This is a genomic window from Ramlibacter tataouinensis, from assembly GCF_001580455.1.
In the GTDB taxonomy this organism is placed as follows: Bacteria; Pseudomonadota; Gammaproteobacteria; order Burkholderiales; family Burkholderiaceae_C; genus Ramlibacter; species Ramlibacter tataouinensis_B.
On the sequence record NZ_CP010951.1, the window covers coordinates 3,326,223 to 3,349,113 of the forward strand.

Annotated in this window: 17 protein-coding genes; 5 read left to right on the forward strand and 12 right to left on the reverse strand. The window is 70.3% G+C overall.

Annotated elements, in window-relative coordinates; genetic code table 11:
- Positions 1 to 125 precede the first annotated feature (125 nt).
- Both UC35_RS23210 and UC35_RS15585 read left to right on the forward strand, forming a co-directional pair.
- Complete coding sequence (locus tag UC35_RS23210; RefSeq protein WP_082793285.1) at positions 126 to 2,786, forward strand: tannase/feruloyl esterase family alpha/beta hydrolase; 2,661 nt, start codon at positions 126 to 128, stop codon at positions 2,784 to 2,786.
- Positions 2,787 to 2,794: 8 nt separating this feature from the next.
- Positions 2,795 to 4,117 (forward strand): hypothetical protein, encoded by a 1,323-nt coding sequence (locus UC35_RS15585; protein ID WP_061501269.1) that lies wholly within the window; start codon positions 2,795 to 2,797, stop codon positions 4,115 to 4,117.
- Between the two features lie 42 nt (positions 4,118 to 4,159).
- Here the strand turns inward: UC35_RS15585 and UC35_RS15590 are convergent, their stop codons facing one another.
- The 6 genes from UC35_RS15590 to UC35_RS15615 form a co-directional block, all read right to left on the reverse strand.
- Complete coding sequence (locus UC35_RS15590) at positions 4,160 to 5,383, reverse strand: RtcB family protein (protein ID WP_061501271.1); 1,224 nt, start codon at positions 5,381 to 5,383, stop codon at positions 4,160 to 4,162.
- 90 nt (positions 5,384 to 5,473) lie between these two features.
- Positions 5,474 to 6,454 carry an alpha/beta fold hydrolase gene (locus UC35_RS15595; protein ID WP_061501273.1) on the reverse strand — a complete coding sequence of 327 codons (981 nt, stop codon included), beginning with the start codon at positions 6,452 to 6,454 and terminating at the stop codon, positions 5,474 to 5,476.
- A 45-nt stretch (positions 6,455 to 6,499) separates the two neighbouring features.
- Positions 6,500 to 7,432, reverse strand: a complete 933-nt coding sequence (locus UC35_RS15600; RefSeq protein WP_061501275.1) for an aldose 1-epimerase — start codon at positions 7,430 to 7,432, stop codon at positions 6,500 to 6,502.
- 90 nt (positions 7,433 to 7,522) lie between these two features.
- Positions 7,523 to 9,130: an MFS transporter gene (locus UC35_RS15605; protein ID WP_061501278.1), complete on the reverse strand. Its 1,608-nt coding sequence runs from the start codon at positions 9,128 to 9,130 to the stop codon at positions 7,523 to 7,525.
- A gap of 267 nt (positions 9,131 to 9,397) precedes the next feature.
- Entirely contained in the window at positions 9,398 to 10,054 is a 657-nt protein-coding gene (locus UC35_RS15610) for a TIGR02281 family clan AA aspartic protease (RefSeq protein WP_061501279.1), read from the reverse strand.
- Positions 10,054 to 10,539, reverse strand: coding sequence for a YajQ family cyclic di-GMP-binding protein (locus UC35_RS15615; RefSeq protein WP_061501281.1), 486 nt, complete (start codon positions 10,537 to 10,539; stop codon positions 10,054 to 10,056). The genes UC35_RS15610 and UC35_RS15615 overlap by 1 nt, the downstream gene beginning before the upstream one ends.
- A 45-nt stretch (positions 10,540 to 10,584) precedes the next feature.
- Between UC35_RS15615 and murB the strand changes: the two genes are divergently transcribed.
- The 3 genes from murB to UC35_RS15630 all read left to right on the forward strand — a co-directional run bounded on the left by murB (position 10,585) and on the right by UC35_RS15630 (position 17,318).
- Entirely contained in the window at positions 10,585 to 11,649 is a 1,065-nt protein-coding gene (gene murB, locus UC35_RS15620; protein WP_061501283.1) for a UDP-N-acetylmuramate dehydrogenase, read from the forward strand.
- A 110-nt stretch (positions 11,650 to 11,759) separates the two neighbouring features.
- Positions 11,760 to 13,589, forward strand: a complete 1,830-nt coding sequence (locus tag UC35_RS15625; RefSeq protein WP_061501285.1) for an autotransporter assembly complex protein TamA — start codon at positions 11,760 to 11,762, stop codon at positions 13,587 to 13,589.
- A gap of 15 nt (positions 13,590 to 13,604) precedes the next feature.
- Positions 13,605 to 17,318: a translocation/assembly module TamB domain-containing protein gene (locus UC35_RS15630; RefSeq protein ID WP_061501287.1), complete on the forward strand. Its 3,714-nt coding sequence runs from the start codon at positions 13,605 to 13,607 to the stop codon at positions 17,316 to 17,318.
- Here UC35_RS15630 and UC35_RS15635 read toward each other — a convergent pair.
- From UC35_RS15635 to UC35_RS15660, 6 genes are all read right to left on the reverse strand, one after another.
- A complete protein-coding gene (locus tag UC35_RS15635) occupies positions 17,297 to 18,400 on the reverse strand; it encodes a hypothetical protein (protein WP_061501289.1) in 1,104 nt (367 codons plus the stop codon). The genes UC35_RS15630 and UC35_RS15635 overlap by 22 nt on opposite strands.
- Positions 18,394 to 18,726, reverse strand: a complete 333-nt coding sequence (locus UC35_RS15640) for a metal-sulfur cluster assembly factor (RefSeq protein WP_082793287.1) — start codon at positions 18,724 to 18,726, stop codon at positions 18,394 to 18,396. Before UC35_RS15640 ends, UC35_RS15635 begins: the two co-directional genes overlap by 7 nt.
- A gap of 8 nt (positions 18,727 to 18,734) precedes the next feature.
- Positions 18,735 to 19,214, reverse strand: coding sequence for an Rrf2 family transcriptional regulator (locus UC35_RS15645; protein WP_061501293.1), 480 nt, complete (start codon positions 19,212 to 19,214; stop codon positions 18,735 to 18,737).
- Positions 19,215 to 19,367: 153 nt separating this feature from the next.
- Complete coding sequence (locus UC35_RS15650; protein ID WP_061501295.1) at positions 19,368 to 21,638, reverse strand: nitric-oxide reductase large subunit; 2,271 nt, start codon at positions 21,636 to 21,638, stop codon at positions 19,368 to 19,370.
- A 35-nt stretch (positions 21,639 to 21,673) separates the two neighbouring features.
- Complete coding sequence (locus tag UC35_RS15655) at positions 21,674 to 21,949, reverse strand: DUF2249 domain-containing protein (RefSeq protein WP_061501297.1); 276 nt, start codon at positions 21,947 to 21,949, stop codon at positions 21,674 to 21,676.
- A gap of 147 nt (positions 21,950 to 22,096) precedes the next feature.
- Positions 22,097 to 22,891: an alpha/beta hydrolase gene (locus UC35_RS15660; protein ID WP_061501299.1), complete on the reverse strand. Its 795-nt coding sequence runs from the start codon at positions 22,889 to 22,891 to the stop codon at positions 22,097 to 22,099.

Consider the following 22,891-nt stretch of genomic DNA (forward strand, 5'->3'; position numbering starts at 1 on the left):
CGGGCGGCTGCATACGATTTTCGTCTGCAGATCCGCTGTTCATTGTATTTGACCTTATGGAGTTGCCTCCCTATCGTTCGCAGCCAGCCGGCCCTTGAACCGGAAGTCAGTCACAGGAGACAACCATGCCCCAGCGTCCGGGGCGCGGCCAAGCGCCGCGCCTGCCCGCACTCGCTTTCATCGCCATCTTGCTCGCGTCCTGCGGGGGCGGCGGCGAAAGCAGCCCCGTGTCGGCGGATCCGCCGCCGCCGCCCGAAGTGCAGCAAGTGGCCTGCGCGGCGCTCGCCGGCCGCACGATCGCGGCCTCCGCCATCGGCCTGCCGACAGGAGGCGCGACGGTCGACAGCGCCACCCCGGTGGCGGCCGACGCGGCCGGCAACTCGCTGGGCGCCTACTGCCGCGTGCGCGGCTCCATCGCGCCGGTGGATCCGGCGTCTCCCCGTATCAAATTCGCGGTGAACCTGCCCGAGGCGTGGAACGGCAAATCCATCCAGTTCGGAGGCGGCGGCTTCGACGGCATCCTGATCGAGGGCACGGAGCAACTGCGCTTCGGGCCGCCCGACAAGCCCGCGCCGCTGGCCCTGGGCTACGCCACTTACGGCGACGACAGCGGCCACCAGAGCAGCAGCATCACGGACGGCGCCTTCGCTGCGAATGACGAGGCGCTCGCCAACTACGGCGGCAACTCGCTGAAGAAGACGCACGACGTGGCGATGGCCCTGCTCACGCTGCGCTACGGCAAGGGTGTGACGAAATCCTATTTCCTCGGCACCTCCACCGGCGGGCGCGACGCGCTCACGGCGATCCAGCGCTGGCCGGCGGACTACGACGGCGTGGTCGCCAACGAGCCGGCGCTGAACTACACCGGAACGCGCCTGCACAACGTGGCCGTCGGGCGGGCCCTCTACAACAACGGGGGCGCCGGCTGGATGAACGTGGCCAAGACGCTGCTGGTGCAACGGACCGTGCTGGGCGTCTGCGACCGCCTCGACGGCGCCTCCGACGGCATCGTGAGCAACGTGGAGAGCTGCCGGCAGCTGAACACGCAAGTGCTCGCCTCGCTGCGCTGCGCGGGCGGCGCCGACCTCGGCGACACCTGCCTGTCCGACGCGCAGCTCGACACGGTGCGCACCATCGAGTCGCCGCTGAATTTCAGCAACTACGCGCTGGCGAATGGCGTCACCAAGGCCGGTGGCCTCAACATCCTGGAAGGCACGCTGGTCGCCGGTCCCTTCACCACGCGCGACCTCGGCACGCGGCGCGTGCCCGCCAACCCGGCGACTTCCGCCGACGCGAACATGTACGTGACGGGCGACCAGTGGGTGAAGTTCTTCGTCACGCGCCAGCCCGCCTTCGATGCGCTCACCTTCGATCCGCTCGCCCCCGGCGCGTGGACGCAGCGCGTCGTGGACGTGTCGGCCCTCACCGATGCCGCGAACCCGGACCTGCGCCCCTTCCTCGCGCGCGGCGGCCGGCTGATCCTGCTGCACGGGCTGGCCGACGAGGTGATCAGCAACAACTCCACCATCGACTACTACCAGCGCGTCGTCGCGACCGTCGGCCAGGCTGCGGCGAATCAAGGCGTGCGCTTCTACACCGTCCCCGGCATGGGTCACGGCACCGGCGTGTTCATCCCGTCCTGGGATTCGCTCGCGGCGCTGGAGAACTGGGTGGAACGGGGCCTTGCGCCTTCCACGCCCGTCGTGACGGACAGCGTGGCTGCAACCTTCGGTCGTACGCGCCCGTTGTGCCAGTACCCCAGCTGGCCCAAGTACAAGGGCAGCGGCAGCCTGGACGCCGCGGTGAACTTCAGCTGCGTGCAGGAAACGACCGACCCGCTGGCCTGCCCCAACCTGCCCGGCGCAGTGACGGACTACAAGGGCGGCGACGCCTTCGGCGAGGAGCTGACTGTGCGCATCGATCCGGCCGGGCCGGCGTACACGATCACCGTCGATGCCAGCCTGCAGCGCACGGCCGGCACCAAGCGCAACGGCGTGCTGCTGCCCTTGGGCAACTGCAGCTACTCCAGCGCGGAGAACGGGGCGGTGTTCAGCTTCGGCGCCGGCGGCGCGCTGCAAGCCGGCATCGCGGCGCCCTCGGGCAACAGCGCCCTGCCGGTGGTGGCCTTCGCCAGCACCTTCGACAACGCGTCCAACCCCACGGTGTTCAACACCGTCGCGAACATCTACAACGTGATCGGCGTCCAGTACGGCAGCAGCGGCACGGCCGCGAGCTACGCGGCGTCGGCGCGCCTGCGCAACGCCGGCACCTTCCAGAGCTGCCAGGACCCCACGAGCGGCCAGTTCATCACCTACGATCCGGCCTGCACGAACACCACCAAGGGCTACATCACCTGGAACGCGGCGCGCAATGCCTTCGACCTGCGGGCCACCTCGCCCACCGGCGGGGCGACCACCACCGGTGGCACGCTCTCGGGCTCGGTCGTCGCGGGCAAGGTGGGCAGCAGCTACGTGCCCCTCGTGCTGTGGCGCGAGTCGGCCACCAGCTACGGCATGCGCCTGTACGCGCCCCAGCAGACCCTGTTGCCGGGCACGGCCGACGGCAGCTATGCGACGCTGGGCACCGGGGGCAGCGCCGGCAGTGCCAGCGTGAGCGGCAGCAGCTATACGGCAGGAAGCGCGACGTCCGCGCTCGCCTTCGACAACCCGGTGCTCGGCGTCGTCCGCGCCACCGGCGGCCGCAACGGCCTGCTGCTGTTCAGCGCGGGCTGGTCGGGCTGGATTCCCGATGACGGCGGCAGTTTTGAGCTCGGCCTTCGCTACTGAGAGCCGTCATGCGTTCGCTGCTTCCCTTTGCCCTCGCGCTGGCCCTGGCCGGTTGCGCCCATGGCTCCGCCGACCCGCAGGAGTCCGCACCGCGGGCCGCGAGCTGTCCGGCGGAACTCCCGCAGGACGCCCGCTGCCTGCAGGGGCGAGACTCGGCGGGTGCCTTCTACCTGGTCGCCGTCCCTGCGCAGTGGAACGGCACGCTGGTGCTGCACGCGCACGGCGGTCCTACGCTCGGCGCGCCCACGCTGGAGCGCACCGCCGAAGACCTGAAGCGCTGGGCGGTCGTCGTGAAGGCCGGGTATGCCTGGGCGGGTTCCAGCTTCCGCCAGGGCGGCGTTGCCGTCCGCGCGGCGGCCGAGGACACCGAGCGCCTGCGGCGCATCTTCCGGCTGCATGTCGCGCAGCCGCGCCTCACGCTGCTGCACGGGCAGTCGTGGGGCGCTGCGGTTGCCGCCGTGGGCGCCTCGATGTACACGGACGACGGGCAGGGTCGGCGGCCTTACAACGCCGTGCTGCTCTCCAGTGGCGTGCTCGCCGGCAGCCAGTCCTACGATTTCCGGCTCGACCTGCGCGTGCTGTACCAGGCGCTGTGCGCCAACCATCCGCGGCCGGAGGAGGGCAGCTATCCCCTGTGGATGGGGCTTCCGCCCGGCATGAAGCTGGAGCCGGGCGAGCTGCGCCGCCGCGTGGACGCCTGCCTGGGCCTGGACCGGGCGGCCGCGCTGCGCACGCCCGAGCAGCAGCGAAAGCTGCGCACGCTCACCGGGGTGCTGAACATCCCGGCCGACTCCATCCCCGGCCACCTGTCCTGGGCGACCTGGCATTTCCAGGACATCGCGCAGCGCATGGGCGGACGCAGCGTGTTCGGCAATGAAGGCGTGCGCTACCGCGGCTCCGACGACGACGCGGCGATCAATGCGGCGGTCGCGCGCTATCGTGCCGACCCGGCCGCGGTGGCCGACTTCGCCGCCGATGTGGACCCCGACGGCCGCATCCCGGTGCCGGTGCTGACCGTGCATGGCATCGGCGACCCGACCGCCTTCGTCGAGATGGACCACGGCTTCCGCGCGACGATGGCGCGCGCCGGCACCGCGGGTCACCTGGTGCAGACCTTCACCGAGGACCGCACCCACAGCTACCTGAGCGACGTCGTCTACGTCACCCTGCTGGCTGAGCTTTCGCGATGGGCGCGCGGTGGCGCCATGCCCACGCCTGCCGGGATCGCGGAGCACTGCCGCGGCTTCGAGCCGGCCTGGGGAGCGGGTTGCCGTTTCCGGCCCGACTACCAGCCGCAGCCCTTGGACACGCGCGTGGCGCCGCGCGGCTGACCGGCGCGCCCAGCCGGCCAGCTCTTTCCCGGGCTGGCCTGCTCAACCCTTGACGCACACCACCTGCTTGAGGGTGTGCACCACTTCCACCAGGTCGGCCTGCGCCCGCATGACGGCGTCGATGTCCTTGTAGGCCATCGGGATCTCGTCGATCACCGCGGCGTCCTTGCGGCACTCGACGCCGGCGGTGGCCCTGACCTGGTCGGCCACCGTGAAGCGCTTCTTCGCCTGCGTGCGGCTCATCACGCGGCCGGCGCCATGGCTGCAGCTGTCGAAGCTCTCGGGGTTGCCCAGGCCGCGCACGATGTAGCTGCGCGCGCCCATGCTGCCCGGGATGATCCCCATCTCGCCGCGCCGGGCGCTCACCGCGCCCTTGCGGGTGACGAACACGTCCTCGCCGAAGTGGCGTTCCTGCTGCACGTAGTTGTGGTGGCAGTTCACTGCCTCCACGTGCGTGTCGAAAGGCTTGCGGACCGCCTTGCGCACGGCGGCGATCAGGTTGGCCATCATCACCTCGCGGTTGCGCGCGGCGAAGCGCTGGGCCCAGCCCACGGCGCGCACGTAGTCGCCGAAGTAGCGCGCCCCTTCCTCGAAGTAAGCCAGGTCCCGGTCCGGCAAGTTGCGCTGGTGCTGCTCCGCGTCCTTCTTCGCCAGCGCGATGAAGTGGGTGCCGATCGCGTTGCCGACGCCGCGCGAGCCCGAATGCAGCATGAACCAGACGAAGCCCTCTTCGTCCAGGCAGACCTCGATGAAGTGGTTGCCCGAGCCCAGCGTGCCTAGGTGCTTGCGGTTGTTCGTCTGGCGCAGCCGCGGGTGCAGCTCGCACAAGGCTTCGAACTCCTGGGCCAGGCCGCCCCAGGCCTGGTCGACTCGGTCGGGCGGCTCGTCCCAGGCGCCCGGGTCGCGGCCGCGCGAGCGCGGACCGCCGCCGTGCGGCACGGCCCGCTCGATCGCCGAGCGCAGCGGCGCCAGGTTGCCGGGCAGGTCGTTGGCATGCAGCGTGGTCTTGCAGGCGATCATGCCGCAGCCGATGTCCACGCCCACCGCGGCCGGGATGATGGCCTTGAGCGTGGGGATGACCGAGCCGACCGTCGCGCCTATGCCCAGGTGCACGTCCGGCATCGCCGCGATGTGCCTGAACACGACCGGCAGGCGGGCGGCGTTGGCCAGCTGCTGCATGGCCTCGTCTTCCACCGGCACGCCGCGCGTCCACATCTTGATGGGCACGCCGCCCGCGGGCTGCGTCACCTCGTACTTGCGCTCCATGCTCATCCTGTTCGTCGGCACCCCGTCATCGGTGGGGTCCCGCCGCGCGCCACAAGTTCCGGCGCCGATCGGCTCCGGCCGCGCTGGAGCTCAGGGTCGCGGCGCCGGGCCCGGGCTCGACAGGAACGGCCGGACCTCCCGCAGGGTGGCCGCCGGGTCCTCTTCGTGTGGCACATGGCCCAGCGTGTCCAGCACCACCAGCCGGGCGTCGGCGATGTCCCGGGCGAAGCGTTCGCCGGATTCCAGCGGCACCAGGCGGTCGCGGCCGCCCCAGAGGATGAGGGTGGGGCACTTGATCTTGGCCAGCAGTTCGGTCCGGCCGGTGTAGCCCTGCTCGAAGCGCCGGCCCAGCGCCTTGCGATTGCCCTCGCGCAGCGTCATCGCGACGTAGAGGTCGACGAGCTCGGGCGTGACCTTGGCCGGGTCGCCGTAGACATTGCGCACGCTGCTATCGACCACGCCGCGCGGCAGGGTGTTTTGCATGAGCCAGCGCAAGCCGGGCGTGTTCGCGATGCGAAAGCCGATCGGCACCGAGGGCCGGTTCTTCAGAGACTCGGGCGGGTAGCCGCTGGCATCCACCAGCACCAGCCTGGCCACGCGCTCGGGATGGGTGCCCGCGAACGACCAGGCGATCTGCCCGCCCAGTGAGTTGCCCGCGAGCACGACGCGCCGCAACTGGAGCTGGTTGAGCATGGCTGCCACGAAGGCGACGTAGCGGTCCACCGAATAGTCGTTCTGCGCGTTGGGGCCGGTCAGCGCGAAGCCGGGCAGGTCGAAACGCACGACCCGCCGGTTCGTGCGCAACTCGCGCGCCCAGCCCTCCCAGGTATGCAGGCTGGCGGACGTGCCGTGCAGCAGCACGATGGGCTCGGGGTCATCGCGCGGACCTTCGTCACGCACATGCACCTGCAGACCGGCCACCTCGACGAACTGCGACGGGGCCTGCGCCCAGCGCGCCTTGAGTTGCTCGACGGGGACGTCGGGTGCCCAGGTGGCAGCGGTGCCCGCGCCCACGGCCAGCACGAGCAGGGCCAGGAGGGCGAGGACCAGGTGGCGCAGCTTGACTTTCATGGCGCCAATGTAGCCGAGGCGCGCCAGGTACCTGGGCGCCTGGCACTAGCGCCAGCGCGGCGTCAGCGTGAAGTGCGCTTCCAGCGTGGCGCCCGGCTCCAGCCGCGTGCCGCCGATCGCATCGGCGCCCCAGCGCGGCGCCAGGTTCAGTGCGTCGCCGCACTGGCTCACCGGCGCAAGGCAGAAGTGGTCGTAGCCGCGAGGGCTGTGAAGCATGAAGAAGTCCAGCGGCGGCGCGGCTTCGATGAGCAGGCTGCGCGGCGGCCCCTCTTCGTCCCCGGCCCATTCGACCAGGGCTTCGCGTTCCCAGCCGGTGAAGCCGTTGTCCAGGTGCAGGTCGGCCAGCAGTGCGCCTTCGCGCAGCCGGCGCACGGCCTCGTTCACCTCCACGTCCACCGGCAGGGCTTCATGGTCGGTGGTCCACATGCCGGCCGCCGCGGTGCGCAGGCGCGTGCCGGCGATGTGCGGAAAGCAGGGGTGGTGGCCGATGCCGGCCGGCATCGCGGCCTCGTCCTCATTGGTCACCGCGATCGAGACCCGCAGTTGCTGCTCGCTCAACTGGTAGCGCTGGACGGCTGAAAAGCGCCAGGGCCAGGCCGCCGTGGCCGGGACCGTCAGCACCAGCCGCGCCGCCTGGCGCTGCGCGTCGGCGACCTGCCACGCCTGTTGCCAGCCGATGCCGTGCAGCGGGTGGGGCGAATCCTCTGCGGGATGGTTGGGCGGGAAGCGGATCTCGCGGCCTTCGAAGCTGGCGCGCCCGTGGCGCATGGGACCGCAGAAAGGCAGCAGCGGAAAGCTCGCCATGGCAAGCGGATGGCGATCGGCCAGGCCCCGTGGGACGGCGGGCCGCAGCCAGTCGAGCCAGCGTCCGTCCGGCAGGCGCGCGCGCAAGCTGGCCAGCGAGCCACCCACGGCAGGCGCGATCGCCGCATGCAGCGCGCCCGCCTCGAGCTCGACCAAGCCTGGGGTATCGGTCATGGCCCGGCCAGTGTAGGGACGCCGTCCGGCGCGCGTGCTGCCGCGCGCATCAATTGGCGCAAGTTGTTGCCGCGCGCGCTGCGGCTCGCCTTACTTCTCGACCAGGTAGCGCGTGACCACGGGCGGCTCGTCGCCAAGGTGGAAGGACAGCCTGCGGTCGCGCAACTGCACGTCGGTGGCCGTGACGCGGTCGAAGCGGCGCAGGTGCTCGGTCCAGGATTCGTCGGTGATCTGCTCGATGACGCGCCCGGGGTCGTAGACATCGCGCAGCACCTGCCAGTCCAGCGCGCCCTGGCTCATGCGGCTGCGGCGGCTCTCCTGCATCAGTTGCATGAATTCCTCGACGCGCTCGGGATCGATCCGGTATTCGATGTTCACCACGATGCGCCCCTGGCGCGGCGGCGACTCGGCCTGGGGCGCTTTCCAGGCGCTCGACGGCGTGAGGTCTTCCTCGGTGCCGCGGTCCGCCACGAAGCGGTGCGCCAGCGTCATCAGGGTGATGCTGGAGACGGAGGCCAACAGCAGCGCGTCGTGGATGCCGGTCCAGGTCGCGACCTGGCCCCACAGGGCGGCGCCCGCGGCCGTGGAACCCATCAGGGCCATCTGGTAGATCGACATGCCGCGCGCCCGCACCCAGTCGGGCAGCGCCATCTGCGTCGAGACCGTCAGCGAATTGGCCACTGTGATCCAGGCGGCCCCGGCCACCAACATCCCCGGCACCGCGAGGTAGAGGCTGGTGGCGAAGGCCACCACCACCGCCGCGCAGGCCTGCACGATGGTCCCGCCCAGCACCAGCTGGCTCGGCTGCACGAACTGGCGAAGGCGCTGCATCTGCAATGCGGCAAACACCGCGCCGGCGCCCATGGACGCCAGCAGCACGGTGAAGGTGCCGGCCGCGCCGCCCGGCAGGGCGCGGGCGACCAGCGGCAGCAGCGCCAGCAGCGCCGTCGAGTGCAGGAAGAACAGCGAGATGCGCAGCAAGATGGCGCGGATGCGCCCCGATTGCCAGACGTACTGCACGCCAACGCGCATGGCGCTGGCCAGGCGCTCGCGGCCGAGCGGGCTTTCCTTGTGCTCGCGGCGCCAGCGCATGATGGTGAAGCCCGCCGCCAGCGACAGCACCGCGTTCAGCAGGAACACCCAGGCGCTGCCGGCGCTGGCGATCAGCGCCCCCGCCACCAGCGGGCCGAGGATGCGCGAGAAGTTCATGGCCACGCCGTTGAGGGCCAGCGCCGCCGGCAACTGCTGCCGGCTCACCAGCTCCGGCACGATGGCCGCGAACACCGGCCAGCGCATCGCCAGGCCGACGCCGTTGGCGAAGGTCAGCGCCAGCAGCAGCGGCGCGTTGATCCAGTCCAGTGCCACCACCGCGCACAGCACGATGGCGATCGCGGCCACCCAGAACTGGGTGATCATGAAATAGCGCTTGCGGTCCAGGATGTCGGCCAGCGCCCCGCTGGGCAGGCCGAGCAGGAACACCGGCAGTGTCGAGGCGGACTGCACCAGTGCCACCCACAGCGGCGAGGGCGCGAGCGAGGTCATCAGCCAGGCGGCCGCGACGTCGTTCATCCACATCGTCGTGTTCGCCGCGAGCCAGGTGAGCCACAGCATGCGGAACACCGGCACCCGCAGCGGCGCCAGCGCGGAAGGGCGCTCCATGGCCGCCTGCGGCGGCACGGGCGGGGGCTGCTCCGGCATTAGGGCCTGCTCACACTGTTTTTGGCAGTGCGAACGCGATCAAAACCGCGCCAATCCAGGCGCGCGACGAAGCCAAGGCTGGACGCCTTGGCTAGGAGTGCAACGACGAGTGGCGCGGTTTTGATCACGTTCCCTCCGGGTTGCGAGTCAACAGGGCCCATTGCGTTGTTGTGCCGGCTTGCCGCACGTTGGTGCGACGGCGCCGGCACGCCTAGCACTGAGCCCTGTTGGCTCGCAACGCACAGCCAAAAACAATGTGAGAAGGCCCTAATACCGGCGCTCCAGCACCATCAAGTCGTTGTCGCGCTTCATGCGGAAGCGGTTGAGGAAGCTGTTGCCCAGCAGCACGAAGGGCATGTTGGCCGGCACCACCGAGGCCTCCACGTCCCGCAGTTCGATGTCGCCCACGCGCACGGATTCCAGCTTGAGGTGCCAGGTCGGCACCGCGCCGTTGGCGGTGCTCGCGTAGCCGACGGCGCCGCGCTTGTAGTCCAGGCCGATGCGGCGCGCCAGGGTCTCGCTCAGCGCGACCAGGGTGGCGCCGGTGTCCACCATGAAGCGCACGGCCTCGCCATTGATGCGGCCCTCGGTCATGAAGTGGCCGCCGTCGCTGGCATGCAGCACGATCACACCGCCGCTGGCGGGAGCGGCGGCCATGCCGGCGCCCACGCGGACGGGGGAGTCGCCGACGCGTAACTGGCGCCGGCTGCCTTCGATCTCGACCACCGCCTGGTCGCCCGACACCGACACCAGCTTCACGCCCTGGAAGCTCTCACCGGTGGACACCGCCTTGGGGCTGGAGCCGTTGACGATCAACAGCGCCTTGTTGCCGAGCACCCCCTGCAGGCTCACCTGGGCCTGGCTGGCCGCGCACGCCAGGGCCAGCAGGGCGGCCGCAGTGCTGCGGCGGGCAAGCGGGGGCATCAATCGCGGAAATTGTTGAAGGACAGCGGCACGTCGGCGATTTCCTTGCGGATCAGCGCCATCGCGGCCTGCAGGTCGTCGCGCTTGGCGCCGGTGACGCGCACCGCGTCGCCCTGGATCGAGGCCTGCACCTTCAGCTTGCTGTCCTTGATGATGCGCTGGATCTTCTTGGCCTGGTCGGACTCGATGCCGCTGCGCACCTTGACGACCTGCTTGACGCGGTCGCCGCCGATCTTCTGCACCTCGCCCTTGTCGAGGAAGCGCACGTCCACGCTGCGTTTGGTCAGCTTGCCGGTGAGGATGTCCTCCACCTGGACAAGCTGGAATTCCGCGTCGCCGAACACCGTGATCTCTTTTTCCTTCAGCTCGATGGCCGCCGACGTGCCTTTGAAGTCAAATCGGGTCGCGATCTCCTTCGCGGCGTTGTCCACGGCGTTGCGCACCTCCACCATGTTCGGCTCGCAAACGGTATCGAAAGAAGGCATGGGCTCCCCCAAGGTTCTGCTGTTTCCCAGTGCGACAATTCTCCCATGATCGTGGAGCAAAACGTACCCCTGCAAGCGCACAACAGCTTTGGCATCGTGGCCAAGGCGCGCGCGCTGGTGCGTGTGCGCTCGGAAGGCGACGTGCTCGAAGTGCTGGCTGATGCCGCGCAGGGCGCCGCCGGGAAATTCGTGCTAGGCGGCGGCAGCAACATCGTGCTGACGGGCGACGTGAAGCCGCTGGTGCTCAAGGTCGAGATCATGGGCCGCCGGGTGCTGGAAGACGGCCCCCGGGGCGTGGTGATCGAGGCCGGCGCCGGCGAGAACTGGCATGAGTTCGTGACCTGGACGCTGGACCAGGGCCATCCGGGCCTGGAGAACCTGGCGCTGATCCCGGGCACCGTGGGCGCCTCGCCGGTGCAGAACGTGGGCGCCTACGGCGTGGAGCTGCAGGACCGCTTCGACTCGCTCGATGCCATCGACCTGGCGACCGGACGGCTGTTCACGCTCGAAGCCGCGCAGTGCGGCTTCGGCTACCGCGACTCGGTATTCAAGCACGCGCCGCCCCGTGACGGCCATGACGGCGCGGTGCCGCTGCGCGGCATGGGCCTGGCCGGACGCGCGCTGATCCTGCGCGTGCGCTTTCGCCTGCCCAAGCCTTGGAAACCCGTGCTCGACTACCTCGACCTGCAGCGCAAGGTGCACGAGACGGGCATCGCCTCGCCCTCGGCGCGCCAGATCTACGACTGGGTGTGCGCCGTCCGCAGCCACAAGCTGCCCGACCCGCGCGTGCTCGGCAATGCAGGCAGCTTCTTCAAGAACCCGACGGTCACGCCGGAGCAGTGCCAGGACATCATCGCCCGCGAGCCCAAGATCGTGCACTACCCGATGCCCGACGGCACGGTGAAGCTGGCGGCCGGCTGGCTGATCGATGCCTGCGGCTGGAAGGGCAAATCGGTCGGCAACGCCGGCGTCTACGAGAAACAGGCGCTGGTGCTGGTCAACCGTGGCGGCGCCACCGGCGGCGAGGTGGTGACCCTGGCGCGCGCCATCCAGACCAGCGTCTACGAACGGTTCGGCATCCGGCTCGAGCCGGAACCGGTGGTGGTCTAGGCCGGCTGGCAAGGCCCTGACGGCTCTGCTTCCCTGTCGGCGCAGGACTACGCGCCAGATGGCCGCCAGCCGCGATAGTCGAGGACAAAGACGAGTCCTCAAGCGCCCGCATGCTCTGCTTTCGCCGCGCGTACGCAGCCGCCACCGTGGCGTTCGCGCTGTGGCTGGCGGCGCCCGCGTTGGCGCAGGAGTCGCAGCAGGAACAGCTGCCTGAGCCCACCGGCCCGTCCTTCAGCATCGATGTCCGCGCCCCCAAGGAACTGCGCGCGCTGCTGGAGCAGCACATGGAGCTGCGTCGTTACCGTGAGGTGCCGGACCTGGACGAGGTCGAGCTGGCGCGCCTGATCGTGCTGGCCGAGCGCAACGTGCGCGAACTGCTGGCCACCCAGGGCTACTTCGAGCCGGCCGTGTCGATCCGCCGCGAAGAGGGCACGGGCGGCAAGCCGGTGATCGTGGTGGAGGTGGAGCCGCACCGGCCGACCCAGGTCGGCGAGGTCAAGATCGACTTCGAAGGCGACATTGCGCAGACCACCGACCGCGGCGCCGTGGCACAGCGCGAGGAAATCCTCAAGGGCTGGCGGCTGCCGTCCGGCCGCCGCTTCAGCCAGGAGCAATGGCAGGATGCCAAGACCCAGGCCTTGCGCCAGCTGACCCAGCGGCGCTACCCCGCGGGGAAAGTGAGCTACAGCCTCGCGGACGTGGATGCGCCCTCCGCCAGCGCCGCGCTGGGCCTGCGGCTGGATTCCGGCCCGGTGTTCCGGTACGGACCGACGCAGGTCAGTGGCGTGAGCCGCTATGACCCGGTGATCGCGCCCCGGCTCGCGCGCCTGCCGGTGGGCGCGACCTACGACCAGGAGGACATCACGCAGGCCCAGCTGCGCCTGACCGGCAGCGGCTACTTCGATTCCGCCTTCATCGTCGTCGACCCCGAGAGCGACCCCCAGGCGGCACCGGTGCAGGTGTCGGTGCGCGAGGCGCCGCTGAACCGCGTGGTGCTGGGACTGGGCGTGTCCACCGACAGCGGCGCACGCGCCTCGCTGGAGCATCGCTACAACGAGGTGCCAGGGATCCGATGGCGCGCCGTGACCAAGCTGCAGCTGGAGCGCAAGTCGCCGTACGCGCAGACCGAGTGGACGGCGATTCCGGATGAACGAGGCTGGCGCTGGGGCACCTTGGTGCGTGTGGAGCGAGTGGACGACGGAACCCTGGTCACCGATGCCCAGCGCCTGCGCGTGGGCCGCACCTGGGCCGGCAGCCACATCGAACGCAACGTCTATGTGCAGTACGACCGCGCCGACGTCGCGGTGGCGGAGGGCGTGTCCGAGGCCAGCATCCCGGACACGGGTGACGGCACTTCGCTCAGCGTGAACTACGTGTGGACCGGCCGCTACTTCGACCGCCTGCCCTTTCCCACGCGCGGCTACGGCGTCGGCTTCGAGCTCGGCGGCGGCTACACGCTGACCGGCAGCAAGAGCCCCTTCCAGCGAACCGTGCTCCGCGGCCTGGTCCTGTGGCCGCTGACTTCGGGCCGCATACAGTTTCGCGCCGAGGCCGGTGCGGTGTTTGCCAGGGACGACGCCGAAGTGCCTTCCGCCCAGCTGTTTCGCACCGGGGGCGATAACTCGGTGCGCGGCTACGGCTACCGTGACATCGGCGTGCAGAACGCGAACGGCGTGATCTCGCCCGGCCGCTTCATGACGGTGGGCAGCCTGGAGTGGCAACGGCCGATCCGGCGCGGCGGCGTGGAAACCAACCTGGAGAGCGCCGTCTTCGTCGATGTCGGCGCCGTCAGCGACCGCCCCTCGAACCTGCGCCCCGAGGTCGGCGCCGGCGTCGGGGTGCGCTACAAGAGCCCGCTCGGACCGCTGCAAGTCGACCTGGCGTACGGCTTCGAGCCGAAGCAGGTGCGGCTGCACTTCAACATCGGGGTCACGTTCTGACTCCGTGGGACTGAGATGCGCGCCGCCATCGCCACTGCATTGAAATGGTTCGGCGCCCTGTTGCTGGGCGCGCTGCTCCTGCTGGTGCTGGCGGCCGCCGGGCTGTGGTGGTGGACTGGCACCCAGTCGTCGCTGGACTGGGCGCTGGCGCAGGCGGCGAAGTCGCAGCCGCTCACCGTGCAGGACGCGACCGGTTCGCTGCGCACGGGGCTGCAGGCCCGGCAGCTGCGATGGGAGCACGAAGGCCTGAAGGTCGAAGCCGAAGGCGTGCGGCTCGCGTGGCAGCCGCTCGCGCTGGCGCGATCCACGCTGCGGGTGGACCACCTGCATGCAGCGCGCCTGCGCATCGAGGACCAGCGGCCGCCCCAGCACACCTCGCTGCCGGAATCGCTGGCGCTCCCGCTGCGCATCGAGCTCGGCGAGCTGCGGATCGGCCAACTGCAGTGGGTGGCGCCCGGCCGCAGCGTCGAGATCAGCGACATCGCGGGCCGCTATGACTTCGACCTCACCCGGCATCGCGCGCAGCTCACCAGCCTGCACTGGATGGGTGGCGACTACGCGGGCGAGGTCAGCCTGGGCGCGCGCGGCAATCTGCCCCTGCAGGCGCGCCTGCAAGGGCGGCTGGCGGCGAAGGTGCCCGGGGGCGCCGACCTGCCGCTGATCCTGAACGCCTCGGCCGAGGGTCCCCTGGCCGACCTGCAGGCGCGCGTTGAACTGAACGGCCAGCCCGATTCGTCCGCTGCGAACACCCGGGTCACGGCCACGGCGCGCATCACGCCCTGGTCCGCGCCGGTGCTGCCGCAGGCCCAGGCCGAGTTCCGCCAGCTCGATGCCGGCGCGCTCTGGCCGCAGGCGCCGCGCACCTCGTTGTCGGGACGGGCGCGCGTGCAGCCTGCCGGTACGGGGACCTGGACCATCGGCGTGGAGGCGAGCAACGCCGTCCCCGGACCCTGGGACCACAGCCAATTGCCGCTGGAGCGCCTGAGCGCGGCGCTGGAGTGGCGCGAGGACGGCATCGCCCGCCTGCGCACGCTGCAAGCCCGCGTGGGGGGCGGCGAACTGAGCGCCAGCGGCGAACTGCAGGGCAGCGACAGCTGGAGCGTGAATGCCAGCCTGCGCGACGTCAATCCCGCTGCCGTGTACAGCGGACTGGTGCCGCTGCCTGTGAGCGGCACCGCGCAGGTCAAGGGCGATGCACGCGGCATCGACTTCGTCGCGGACCTGAATGCCATCGGTGAGATGCCGCCGGGTGCCCGGCGTGATGCGAGTGCGGACCTGGCCGCGCTGGAGCTGCGATCGGCGAGTGCGCGCGGCCGCTGGTCCGCGGGGCTGTTGTCGATATTCGCCCTGGACCTGCGCACTGCCGACGCCACGCTGAGCGGTAACCTGGAGTTCCGGCCGCAGGGGCCTGGCGGCGGCGGCAAACTGACCTTGGCTGCGCCGGGCCTGACGGTGACGGTGGACGGCCGGATGTCGGAGACGGCCGGCGCGGGCCGTGCGCAGCTGGTGAGCAACAGCCTGCCGCAGGCCCTGGCCTGGCTGGCCCGTCTGCCAGGCGTTCCCGATGAGATTGGCCAGGTCATCGCGGAGGGCCGGGCCGAGGCGCAACTCGACTGGCAGGGCGGGTGGCGCAACCCGAACGTGCAGGCGCGGCTGGCTGCGCCATTGGTCATCGTGCCGGCGGGTCCTTCGCCCTGGCGGGTGCGCGACATCAACGCCAGCGTCGAAGGGCGACTGGCCGATGCGCAGATGCGCCTGCGCGCGCGCGCCGAGCAGGGTCCTCGCAGCGCCAGCATCGACGTGGCCGGACGTGGCGGGCAGCGCGGCGCGCAGGCGAATGCGCCCTGGCTGGGCCAGATCACGGCCCTCGATGCCACCGCCATCGACCCGGCCGTGGGCAAGGGGCCGTGGACCTTCAAGTTGCAGGCGCCGTTCGACTGGCGCTGGTCGTCCGGGCGTTTCGAGGCTGGCGCCGGGCAGGCGCTGCTGAACGCGCCACGCGAAGGCGCACCGGCGCAGGTGGCCTGGGACACCGTGCGGTGGGCCGGCGGCGAGCTTTACACGGCCGGGCGTTTGCAGGGCTTGCCGCTCGCATGGATCGAGCTGGCCGGTGCCTTGCAGTTGCCTGGGTCGGTGGTCACCGGCGACATGCTGTTCGACGCGGTGTGGGACGCGCGCCTCGGCCCTTCGCCCCGCGTCCGCGCATCGCTGGTCCGCAGCCGCGGCGACCTCACGCTGCTCGCGGAGTCGGGGCAGGGGCAGATCGCGCGGGTGGCGGCGGGCGTGCGTGATGCGCGCCTGGCGCTCGAAGGCGACGGCGATGCCTTGACCGTGACACTGCGCTGGGACAGCGAGCGCGCCGGCAGCGCCGATGGCCGAATCGCGACGAAGCTGCTGCGTAGCGGCGACGCGGGCTGGCAGTGGCCGCAGGAGGCGCCCCTGTCGGGGACCCTGCGCGCGCGCTTGCCGCGCATCGGCGTGTGGTCCCTGCTCGCGCCGCCGGGCTGGCGGCTGCGCGGCGCACTGGCGGCCGACGTGACCATCGCCGGCACGCGCGCGAGTCCGCAGCTGTCCGGCAGCCTGAACGCCGACGACCTGGCGCTGCGCTCGGTGGCCGACGGCTTCGAGATGCAGGGTGGCCGCATGCGCGCGCGCCTGGACGGACAGCACCTGCTGGTCGACGAATTCAGCCTGCGCGGTCCCGGCGAGGATGGCGGCACGGTCAATGCCACCGGCGAAGCGAACTGGGCGGCCTCGGGCCCGCAGGTGCGAATGAACGTGCAGGCGCAACGGCTTCGCGCCAGTACCCGGTCCGACCGGCAGCTGACGATCTCCGGCACGGTCACGGCGCAACGCGATGCTTCGGGCACCATCGTCAATGGCAAGCTGGAGGTGGACCAGGCGCTGATCGTGCTGCCCGAGGAGGGCACGCCCAAGCTCGGCGACGACGTGACCGTGCGCGGCGCCCCGGCGCTGGCTCCGCGTGTCCCGGCGCGGGCCGACGATGCCGGAACCGGCAGCGATCGGCTGCAACTGGCCGTGGAAGTGGACCTGGGCCGGGACTTCCGCGTGCGCGGCTTGGGCATTGACACGCGCTTGGTCGGCTCTGTCACTGTGTCGGGCCAGTCGCTGGCGGCGCCCCGGCTGGCCGGCACCATACGCACCCGCGGTGGTGAATACCGGGCCTACGGCCAGCACCTCGAGATCGAGCGCGGCCTCATCCGTTTCACGGGACCGGTGGACAACCCGGTGCTGGACATCCTGGCGATTCGCCCGAACATGCCGCAGCAGCGCGTGGGCGTGCGCATCAGCGGCACGGCCCTGGTGCCGCGCGTGCAGCTCTATTCCGATCCCGACCTGCCCGATGCGGAGAAGCTCTCATGGCTGGTGACCGGCCGGGCCTCGCCGGAGGGCGGTGCCGAGGCGGCCCTGCTGCAGGAGGCGGCACTGGCGATGCTGGCGAAACGCGCGGGCGGCCCGGAGCGTGGTTTCGCCAGCGCGTTCGGCCTGGACCAACTGTCCGTGAGCAATGCCGGCGCCGAAGGCCCCTCGGTCACGGTGGGCAAACGCTTCGGCCGCAACCTGTACGCTTCCTACGAGCGCAGCTTGTCCGGCGCCCTGGGCACGCTCTCGCTCTTCTACGACGTCACGCGGCGCCTGACGGTGCGCGCGCAGACCAGCGGCGAGCGCAACGCGCTGGACCTGATCTACACCTTCACCTTCGATTGACCAGCGCCGTGCACGCGCCGCCATGCCATGGCCGCACCCGCCACCGTCAGCGCGAACAGCGCGATCGCGGCGGCATTGAAGACCGCGCCCTGGGCGCGCCAGCCGGGCAGGCCACCGGGGACCAGCCGCAGCAGCAGGGAGGCATGCAGGGCCGCCAGCGGCAGGTAGAAGAAGCCGCCGAAGCGCAGCTTGACGCCGGCGACGGCCGGCAGGATCACCGGCGCGTGGCCCATGATCATGGAGACGATGAAGCCCAGTCCCAGCGCATGCAGGGCGGCGTCGCGCGCGGGCGCGCCCAGCGCCATGGCCGCCCAGGCGAGGCCGCCGACCGCCAGCCAGACGTAGCCGCTGAGCAGGCATACCGCCATGTAGCGCGAAAGCCCGTTGGCATGCACCGTGCGCCGCGCGATGTCGAAGCTGAACAGCCAGACGGCCAGCGCCACCAGCGCGGCGCCGAACAGCACGCCGCCGGCCGCCGGCGACAAGGCGCTCAGCCCGGCGCCCAGCACCAGCGCGGCCAGCACGCCCTGCAGCAGAGGCTGCGCGGCCGACCGCCGGCGCATCAGCCGCGTCATCTCCAGCCGCTCGGCCGCGATGGTCATGATCAGGAACGCGAACCACCAGGCCGGCACCGCGGCGCCGCCGGTGTCGAGCGCGAACAGCACATTGCCGGCCAGCCAGGCCAGCGCGCTGGCGACCAGCAGCGCGGTGTGGCCTGCCCACTGCCGCAGCAGCAGTGCGATGTTGACGCCGGTGAAGGCCAGCGCGGCCAGCACCAGCAGGACGCGCGCCGGCAGCCCGGCGCCGGCCAGCAGGCAAACGCCGGCCAGCCCCGAGGCCAAGGGCGCGATCCAGGCGAGCCTGTGCTTGGCGGCCGTTGCCCGTTCGATGCCGATCACCGTCCCCAGGAAGCCGCAGGTCATCAGCGCGGCGTGCGCCAGTGCGGCGCGCGGCAGCCAGGCCGCATCGGCGCCGCCCGGCAGCACGATGCCCACGCGCAGCAGGCCGCCAGCGATGCCGGCCAGCAGCGACAGCGCGACGCAGGCCACCAGCAGCACGGCGATCGGCTTGCGGCCTACCATCCCATGAACAGCCGTGCCTTGTCGCTCATGCGCTGCGGCGTCCACGGCGGCTCCCAGACCAGTTCGACGTGGATCAGCATGTCTTCGGGCAACGCGCGGTCGAGTTCGGTCTCGATGTCGCTCACGATCACGTCGGCCACCGGGCAGGCGGCCGAGGTCATGGTGACGTGCACGTCGAGCCGCTTGTCCTGCACCGTCACCAGGTAGACCAGGCCGACGTCGACGATGTTCAGCGCCACTTCCGGATCGACCACGCGCTCGAGCGCGTCCGTCACCACCGGCAGCAGCTCATCCGGGCCTTCCCATTCGAAGCGTTCTTCGCTCATTGGATGGCTCATGCTCGGCTCCCTGCACGCTTTGCCTTGGCCGGCTCCGCCGGCCGTTCCATGAACAGCACCCGGGCGAGTTGCTGGCGGTTGGCGACCAGGTCGGCCAGGGTGTAGCGATCGAGCACGGCGTAGAAGGCCGTCACCGCTTCGCCCAGCACGCCGCGCAAATGGCAGCAGGACACGATGCGGCAATCGCTTTCGCCATCGCCGAAGCATTCCGCCACCCGCACCTCGCCCTCGGTCTGGCGCACCACCTGGCCGACGCGGATGCGATCCGGCACCATGCCCAATTCGAGGCCGCCGCCCTTGCCCCGCACGTTCAGCAGCCAGCCTTGCTGGCCCAGGAAGTGAACGACCTTGACCAGGTGATGTTCGGATACCGCGAAGGCCTGGGCGACCTCGGCGATCGTGACCCGCTGCTCCGGCCGCGCCGCCAGGTAGATCAGCACGCGCAGGCTGTAGTCGGTGAATGTGGTGAGCTTCAAAAGTTCTCCTGGGGCCTGTTCACTATTGTCGATCCGAACGCGATCAAAACCGCGCCAGCCGAGCTGCGAAGGCAGCGGCGATTGGCGCGGTTTTCATCACATTCCTTTCGCAAGCGATGGAAAAAAGGCCGGCTTGCCGCCGGCCCTTCGTCATCAGCGTTGCGCCGGAAGCGCGGCGCCGATGCCGCTCTCCCTGCGGGCGGGACGCAGCAGCCGCCACGCGTACCAGGCCAGGAACAGGGCGCCGATCGTGAATACGACGTCGCCGGGCACCCGCAGCCACACCAGCGTCTCCATGAGCTTGGAGTGGATGACCTCGGGCGAGCGCGCGTACCACAGGCCCTTGGTGATGCTGGCCCAGGCCTGGTAGATGCCCGCGGGCAGCAGCGACATGAACACCATCATCGCCAGGCCGATGTTCAGGCTCCAGAAGGCGGGCTTGAGCAGGCCGTCGGCATGCAGGTGGCGCGCATACAGGCCGCGCAGGCAGAACAGCATCAGGCCGATGCCCAGCATGCCGTAGACCCCGAACAGCGCCGCGTGGCCGTGCGCCGCCGTCATGTTCAGGCCCTGCACGTAGTAGAGCGAAGCCGGCGGGTTGATCGCGAAGCCCAGCAGGCCGGCGCCGACCGTGTTCCAGAAGCCCACGGCCACGAAGCACAGCACGGGCCACTTGTAGGCCGCCAGCCAGGGCGTGCCCTGCGAACGCTGCCAGTTCTGCAGCGCTTCCAGGCCGATCAGCGTCAGCGGCACCACTTCAAGCGCGGAGAACACGGCGCCGACGGCGATGATCGAAGTGGGCGTGCCGGTCCAGTACAGGTGGTGCAGCGTGCCCAGGATGCCGCCGAACAGGAACACGATGGTCTCGGCGACGATGGCGCGGTTGGCGCTGGTCGCGCGCACCAGGCCCAGCTTGGTGAAGATCAACGCGATCACGGCGGTGGCGAACACTTCGAAGAAGCCTTCGACCCACAGGTGCACCAGCCACCAGCGCCAGTATTCGACCATCGCGTAGTGGGTGTGCTGGCCCCAGACCAGCGAGCTGGCGTAGAAGCCGCCGATGCAGACGGCCGACAGAAACACCATGGCGATCAGGCCTCGGCTTTCCGAGGGCTTGGTCAGCGCCGGCCACAGTGCACGGCCCAGCAGGAAGGCCCAGAACAGCAGGCCGACGAACAGCAGCACCTGCCAGATGCGGCCCATGCTGGTGAACTCCAGGCCCTGGTTGCCCAGCCAGAAGCTGAAGTCGACGCCGCGATGCTGCAGCGTACCCAGCCAGCCGGTGGCGGTGGAGCCGACCACGATGGCGATCAGCGCCCAGAACAGCACGTCGACCCCGAGCTTCTGCAGCTTGGGCTCGCGTCCACCCAGCAGCGGCGCGATGTACAGGCCGGTGGCCAGCCAGGCGGTGGCGATCCAGAAAATACCCACCTGGGTGTGCACGGTGCGGCTCACCACATAGGGCAGCAGCTCGCCGATCGGCAGGCCGAAGAAGGACTGTCCTTCGACCGCGTAGTGCGCGGTGACGATGCCCATGCCGATCTGCAGCAGCACCAGGCCGATCACCGCAAAGAAGTATTTGCGAGTCGCCTTCATGGACGGCGTGGCCGACAGGCCCAGCAGCGGATCGGACTTGAGGGGCTGCAGCGGCGCCTCGTGCTTGCCGGCGCCGTGCAGCCACAGCAGGGCGGCAATGCCCGCCAGCAGCAGGATGACGCTGACCATGGACCACATGGCCGCCGAGGTGGTCATGGTATTGCCCACCAGCGGCTCGTGCGGCCAGTTGCTGGTGTAGGACAGGTCGGTCTCGCCCGGCCGGTCGGTGGCGGCAGACCACGAACTCCAGAAGACGAAGGCCGCCAGCGCTTCGCGGTCGGCGGCTTCCGGCAGCGTGCCGTCGCGCATGGCGTACTGCTCGCGCAGCTTGGCCAGCGCGGGGGCATCGCCGAACACGCCGTCGTAGTGCTTGGCCACCGAGGCGATCGCCTGCGCGCGCAGGTCGGACACCGTGACCTTGCCGGTCTTTTCGTCATAGGTGTTGCGGCGCATTTCCTCGCGCACCGAGGAGTCGATCGCGCCGCGCTCGACAGCGGTCGGCCGGGACGCATCGGCGGCGATGGTCTTGGCGCGCAGTTCCTGCAGCGCGACCGCTTCGCGGTGCAGCCAGTCGGCGGACCAATCGGGCGCGACGTAGGCGCCGTGGCCCCAGACGCTGCCTTGCTGCTGGCCGCCGGAGGCGAGCCAGACCTGCTGGCCGCGCTGGATCTGCTCGCCGGTGAACAGCACCTTGCCGCTCGCAGTGGTGACGGCGCTGGGGATGGGCGGGGCCGACTGGTAGATCTGCCAGCCCAGGAAACCGAGGACGCCGAACGACAGCACGAAAATCAATCCGAGCCAGCGCCAGAGCGTGTTGTTACTTCTCATGATGTGTTTTCCTATGCGATTGGGGCGGATTCCGGCTAGCCACAGGAGCCGCAGCACGAGCCGGCGCCGTGCGCGGCGCGCACGCGCGTGATGGCGACGCGCCAGGTGTCGGGCCCCTCTTCCAGGTAGTCCCAGGCGAACTCGCCGGTCATCTGCGCTTCGAACTGGAAGTACAGCGGCTTCGGGTCGTGGTCATTGACCAGTTCCAGCGCCTGGCCGGGCGCGAGCGCGCGGAAGGTGGAAAAAATCAGCGGATGTCGATCGCGCGGGGCAATGGTGCGGACGTCGATCTGGGATGCGATTTGGGTCATGCGAAAGTCCTCTGGCTATAAGGTGGGCTAAATATGCACCTTATGATAGAAAGCCCGGCTTCGCGTTTGCTTGACATGGATCAAGCGCCCCGGTGCGCTTCGCGTCGACGCAACGAGGCCGGCCTGGTCGCGGGGCCCGGCGTCCGCTCAGAGCGAACGCAAGGCGTCCAGGAAGTGCTGGCGGTAGGCCGGGAACTCGTGGATGTCGTTGTGGCGCGCGCCCGCCACGACCAGGAGTTGCGTATTGGGCAGGGCGGCGCGCAGCCGCTCGCTGTGGCGCAAGGGAATCAGCTCGTCGCGGTCGCCGTGGTAGAGCAGGATCGGGCCGCGGATGCCCTGCGCCCGCGACGCCGTTTCCAGCGGGTAGCGCACCATGAATTGCGGCACCACCGGATAGATCTCCGAAGCCAGCTCACGGACGCTGGTGTAGGGCGTGACCAGCACCGTCAGGTCGGCCGGCCGGCCGGCGGCGCTCAGCTGCGAGGACAGTTCGGCCGCCGGCGCTGTCCCGAGCGAGCGCCCGTAGATCACCACCTTGCCGCCGGCATAGCGCGGCGCCACCTCGTCCCAGACCGCGCGCACGTCCGACAGCAGCTGGTCCTCGCTGCGGATGCGGCCGGTGCTCTTGCCGTAGCCCCGGTAGTCGGGCATCACCAGGTCGTAGTTCGCCTCGCGGTAGAAGTCCGCATTGCTGAACCAGCCGGACAGGTTGCCTGCATTGCCGTGCAGGTAGAACACCACGCCTTTGGGCCGGGGCAGGCGCAGGTGCAGCACCGACAGCCGCGCCCCGTCGACCGGCACCTCGAATTCCACGACGTCGGGATCGTTGGCCAGGCGGTAGCCGGCCGGCAGCGGCTCGGGGAAGAACAGCAGCTTCTCCTGGTTCAGCCAGATCCAGGCGATGGGAATCGCCACGGCCAGCGCGATGAGGACTCCGGTCAC